Source organism: Pseudomonas sp. GD03858 (assembly GCF_029840925.1).
GTDB lineage: Bacteria > Pseudomonadota > Gammaproteobacteria > Pseudomonadales > Pseudomonadaceae > Aquipseudomonas.
In genome coordinates, this window is record NZ_JAOCDM010000185.1 from 1 (window position 1) to 4,929 (window position 4,929).

At 65.4% G+C, this 4,929-nt stretch carries 4 protein-coding genes; 1 reads left to right on the plus strand and 3 read right to left on the minus strand.

The annotated features are described in order from the left end of the window. Positions 1 to 7: 7 nt before the first annotated feature. From N5D48_RS25540 to N5D48_RS25550, 3 genes are all read right to left on the minus strand, one after another. Positions 8 to 1,096: an AGE family epimerase/isomerase gene (locus tag N5D48_RS25540; RefSeq protein ID WP_279888877.1), complete on the minus strand. Its 1,089-nt coding sequence runs from the start codon at positions 1,094 to 1,096 to the stop codon at positions 8 to 10. 108 nt (positions 1,097 to 1,204) lie between these two features. Continuing rightward, the gene (locus tag N5D48_RS25545) at positions 1,205 to 1,837 is read right to left on the minus strand and encodes a TetR family transcriptional regulator (RefSeq protein WP_050707121.1); all 633 of its coding nucleotides are present in this window, start codon (positions 1,835 to 1,837) and stop codon (positions 1,205 to 1,207) included. A 122-nt stretch (positions 1,838 to 1,959) separates the two neighbouring features. Continuing rightward, on the minus strand, positions 1,960 to 2,415 hold the full coding sequence (locus N5D48_RS25550) for a phage infection protein (RefSeq protein WP_279888878.1): 456 nt from the start codon (positions 2,413 to 2,415) through the stop codon (positions 1,960 to 1,962). A gap of 325 nt (positions 2,416 to 2,740) precedes the next feature. Here N5D48_RS25550 and N5D48_RS25555 point away from each other — a divergent pair, with 325 nt between their 5' ends. Further along, positions 2,741 to 4,807, plus strand: coding sequence for an AsmA family protein (locus N5D48_RS25555; RefSeq protein WP_279888879.1), 2,067 nt, complete (start codon positions 2,741 to 2,743; stop codon positions 4,805 to 4,807). Positions 4,808 to 4,929: the final 122 nt, after the last annotated feature.

A 4,929-nucleotide genomic window follows, 5' to 3' on the forward strand; every position in this document is an offset into this window, starting at 1 on the left:
GATTACTTCAGGCCAGGCGCTGCAAGCCTTCGAGGCAGGTAGCCAGGTGGTAAGGGGTAGTCGAAGGCATGTCATGGCGGCTCACCGCCCCCGCGCCATCGCGGCACTCATGCCAGCCGCCTTCAGGCAGGAAGCGTGATTCCAGCGCGGCTAACTGTGCCAGCAACCGCACCTCGTTTCCAGGCCGCAGGGCCAGCGCCCGCAGGTACTCCGCCTGGGCCCAGATCCGTTGGGTCGCATCGAGTACCTTGCCGTCCACGTCCAGCATCGCCAGCACCGCCGAATCCTTCACCCCGTACCGCTCGGCAAAGTCGAAGGCCCGCTCGATGGAGGCGTGCAGCGGCGTGCCGCGCAGCAGCGGCGAGGTATCCAGCAGATAGAACCATTCGAACTGGTGGCCTGGCTCGAACCAGTTATCCACAGCCCCGCGCGGCTTCTCCAGCATCAGGCCATGGCTCGGTTCGATGAACTGCGCCTGCAGCGCTTCGCACAGCTGCAGCAGCGAATGACGTACCTCGTCGTCCTCGCGCACGGCCAGCACCTGGAGGAAGGCCTCGGCCAGGTGCATCTGCGGGTTCTGCAGCGGGCCGCTGCCCAGGTCCGACCAGTCCTCGCCGAGGCTGGCCTCGTACAGGCCATCGTCGCGGGCGAACTGCTCGGCAACGACTTCGAGGGCGCCGTTGAGCGTGGCCTCGACCAGGCCTTCGCCGACCTTGCCCCAGTAATGGGCGCAGGCGAACACGATGAAGGCGTGGGTGTAGAGGTCCTTGCGCCGGTCCAGCGGCTTGCCCTGGGCGTCGATGCTGTAGAACCAGCCGCCGCGTTCGGCGTCGTGGAAGTGCTTCTGCAACGAGCGGAACAGCGCGGCGGCGCGCTCGGCGGCGCCTGGCTGGTCGATGCGGCTGCTGAACAGGTACAACTGGCGGGCGCAGGCCATGGCCCGGTAGCGCTGCACCGGCAGTGGATGGTGCTGGGCGTCGAGGGCTTCGTACGGCAGGGCCATGTCGGCGTTCCAGCCCGGGCCTTGCCACAGCGGCACGATGCGTTCGGCGAAGTGCTGTTGGAAACGGGTCAATGCAGGACGGGGGTCGGACATGGTGGCGCTCGTGGACGGTCGGGCAGGGCGCCATGGTAGCAGCTAGCTGCAAGCTTCGAGCTGCAAGCTTCAAGAAAAAGCCATGTTCGCGCGCTCTTGCAGCTACATTCAGCCGGGATTGCCCAACCCCTGCCAGTGCCGCGCGCCGACGAAGATGAAGCGAAGTTGCTGGGTGATCTTTTCCTGTGGCGTCAGCGCCTGTGGATGACCGGGCTCGGGGCTGTCGATAAGCTCGGGCAGGGTGGCGAACACGGTCTTGACCACCAGGTCGGCCATCACCGCCAGGGCGGCGCCGTCCAGATGCTGCCAGCGCGGCATGCGCGCAAGATCAGTGGCCAGGTCGCTGCTGATGTCCTGGCGCAGCCGGGCGATGGCCTGACGCACCGGCTGCGAGCCGCCGTATTGCTCGCGGGCGAGGAACAGGAACTGTGCCCGGTGGGCGATGACCACGTCGAGGAAGATGCGTACCGAGGCGTCGGTGATACCGCCCAGCTCGAATTCGTTGTGGCGCACCAGGCGGATGGTCTGGCGGAAGGTGGTATCGACCTCGGCGACCAGGGCCAGGCCCAGGGCGTCCATGTCGGGGAAATGGCGATAGAAGCCGGTGGGCACGATGCCCGCGGCCTTGGCTACCTCGCGCAGGCTGATGCTGCCGAAGCCACGGCCGCTCTCCATGAGCAGGCAGGCGGCATCCAGCAGGGCCTGGCGGGTCTGTAGCTTCTGTTCGGCGCGCGGCAGCATGGGGCAGGATTCTGTGACTGGACGGCTGGGGATTGTGGATAAAAAAACGAAGCCCGGTCAATGGACCGGGCTTGGAGGGGAGCAGGTACAGCGGGTCGGCTTGTTGTGTATGGCCATGGCAATCAGCTCACGCGGCTGAGTTCGACCAGACGATCCGAGCCACCTTCGGCCACACGGTTGTTACGTTCATTCAGGCGATCCGAGCCACCTTCGGCGACGCGGTCGTTGCGCTGGATCAGGCGATCGGAGCCACCTTCGGCGATGCGGTCGTTGCGTTGGATCAGGCGGTCGGAACCACCTTCGGCGACGCGGTCGTTGCGTTGGATCAGGCGATCGGAACCACCTTCGGCAACGCGGTTGTTGCGTTCGAGCAGGCGATCGGAGCCACCTTCGGCGACGCGACCGGCGCGCTCTTGCAAACGTTCGGCGCCACCTTCGGCCAGGGTGTTCAGTGGCTGGCTGACGGTCACGGCGCCAGAGCGCGATTCGGCGGTCAGGTGCTGGTCGTCGGCCGGCAGGGCGAAGGCGTTGGCGGCAAGTACGGACAGGGTCAGGCTCAGCAGCAGATGGCGTTTCATGATTCGGTGCTCCTCTCGGGGGCTGGAAAGTGGTTACGGAGCCAATGCTACGCTCGGTAACTTCAGAGAGAAGTTCATCAGGATAATGGTAACAATCGATGCAATTGATACTGAGTGGCGGCGGCTCTGGCTCAGTGTTTTCAGGGGCTACTGCAAAATAAGTGGCACGTTGTTCCCCCGGTAACATCTCGCCCCCGGTCGACGAAAAGCTGAGAAAGGTGTCAGGAAAAACTTCGCTATCATGCCGTCCGGATTAAACCCGGCGACGTTTCATCAGTCCGACATAATGAGTGCCATCGCCGCCACGCAGTCAGGAGAATCACGCATGACGCGCCCCGCCAGAATCCTCATCTGGACCTTCGCCACCCTCGCCACGCTGCTGGCGATCCTGGTAGTGGTGATCGCCACCTTCGACTGGAACCGCGTCAAGCCACTGCTCAACGAAAAAGTCTCCGAGGCCCTGCACCGCCCCTTCGCGATCAACGGCAATCTTGCCGTGCATTGGCGCACCGAGCCTGAGGAAGGCGGCTGGCGGGCCTTCGTGCCCTGGCCGCATTTCACCGCCGAAGACCTCACCCTGGGCAACCCTGAATGGCTCAAGGAGCCGCGCATGGTCGGGCTGGAGCGTGTGGATTTCCGTCTGGCGCCGCTGCCGCTGATCGTCCAGCGCATCAGCATCCCGCGCATCGACCTGGTCAAGCCCAGCGCCAGCCTCACCCGCCTGGCCGATGGCCGGGCCAACTGGGTGTTCGACTTCGCGCCAAAGGATGAGAACGAGGCCCCTTCGAAGTGGGTGCTGGACATCGGCGCCATCGGTTTCGACCAGGGCAGCGTCAGCTTCGATGATCAGACCCTGAAAACCAGCATGAAGGTGCAAGTCGATCCGCTGGGCAAGCCGATCCCGTTCAGCGACATCGTCGGCAAGGCCCGTGCCGAAAAGGCCGGCAATGCCCAGGACTATGCGTTCGCCCTCAAGGCCCAGGGCCGCTACAAGGGCCAGGCCGTGGCCGGCAGCGGCAAGATCGGCGGCCTGCTGGCGCTGCAGGATGCCAGCCAGCCGTTCCCGCTGCAGGCTGACGTGCGCATCGGCGACACCCAGGTCGCGCTCGCCGGTACCCTGACCGATCCGCGCAACCTGGGCGCCCTCGACCTGCGCCTGAAACTTTCCGGCAGCAGCCTGGGCAACCTCTACCCGCTGACCGGCGTGACCCTGCCCGACACCCCGGCCTACGCCACCGATGGTCGCCTGAACGCCAACCTGCATGACCCCCTGGGCGCGCAATTCCGTTACGAGGGCTTCAACGGCAAGATCGGCGACAGCGATATCCACGGCGACCTGGCCTTCGTCGCCAGCCAGCCTCGGCCCAGACTGTCGGGCAACCTGGTGTCCAACCAGCTGCTGTTCAAGGACCTGGCACCGCTGATCGGCGCCGATTCCAACAGCGCGCAGAAGGCCCGCGGCGGCGCCAGCAAACAGCCGGCCGGCAAGGTCCTACCGGTCGAGGAGTTTCGCACCGAGCGCTGGCGGGCCATGGATGCCGACGTGACCTTCGCCGGCAAGCGCATCGTGCACAGCGAGAAGCTGCCGTTCAACGACCTGTCCGCCCATGTGATCCTCGAGGACGGCCTGCTGCGTCTGGAGCCGCTGCGCTTCGGCGTGGCCGGTGGCAATCTCGATTCCAATATCCGCCTGGACGGGCGCAGCACGCCGATGCAGGGCCGCGCCCGGCTGACCGCGCGTGGCTTCAAGCTCAAGCAGCTGTTCCCCAGCTTCGCGCCGATGCAGACCAGCTTCGGCGAACTCAATGGCGATGCCGATATCAGTGGCCGGGGCAACTCGGTGGCGGCACTGCTGGGTACTTCCAGCGGGGATCTGCGCCTGCTGATCAACGATGGCGCGATCAGCCGCAGCCTGATGGAGATCGCCGGGCTCAATGTCGGCAACTACGTGATCGGCAAGCTGTTCGGCGACGAAGATGTGAAGATCAACTGCGCCGCGGCGGATGTCGGGATCAAGAATGGCCTGGCCACCACCCGCTTGTTCGTCTTCGACACCGAGAACGCGATCATCTACATCAACGGCACGGCCAACTTCGCCAGCGAGCAGTTGGACCTGAAGATCACCCCCGAGTCCAAAGGGCTGCGTCTGTTCTCGCTGCGTTCGCCGTTGTATGTGAGCGGACCGTTCGCCAAGCCGAGCGCCGGCGTGCAGGCGGTGCCGCTGGCACTGCGTGGCGCGGGGATGGTGGCATTGGGCGTGGTGGCCGGTCCGGCGGCGGGGCTGCTGGCGCTGATCGCGCCAAGCAGCGGGGATGAGCCGAACCAGTGCACGCCGTTGTTGCAGCAGATGCGCGCCGGCAAGGCACCGGCGGCGGTGAACAAAGGCCGTTGAGGTTCGCTACAGGTTGCCCAGCCCGAGGCTACGCTGCCGCGAATGGAACGCTATCCCCGTGGGAGCGGGCTTGCCCACAGGTACCACGCCAACCTGTAGGAGCGGCCTTGTGTCGCGAAAGG

What these genes read in the sequence shown, in the direction of transcription:
- N5D48_RS25540 (WP_279888877.1), bottom strand. Translation starts at nt 1,096, where the DNA reads ATGTCCGACCCCCGTCCTGCATTGACCCGTTTCCAACAGCACTTCGCC.
- N5D48_RS25545 (WP_050707121.1), bottom strand. Translation starts at nt 1,837, where the DNA reads ATGCTGCCGCGCGCCGAACAGAAGCTACAGACCCGCCAGGCCCTGCTG.
- N5D48_RS25550 (WP_279888878.1), bottom strand. Translation starts at nt 2,415, where the DNA reads ATGAAACGCCATCTGCTGCTGAGCCTGACCCTGTCCGTACTTGCCGCC.
- N5D48_RS25555 (WP_279888879.1), top strand. Translation starts at nt 2,741, where the DNA reads ATGACGCGCCCCGCCAGAATCCTCATCTGGACCTTCGCCACCCTCGCC.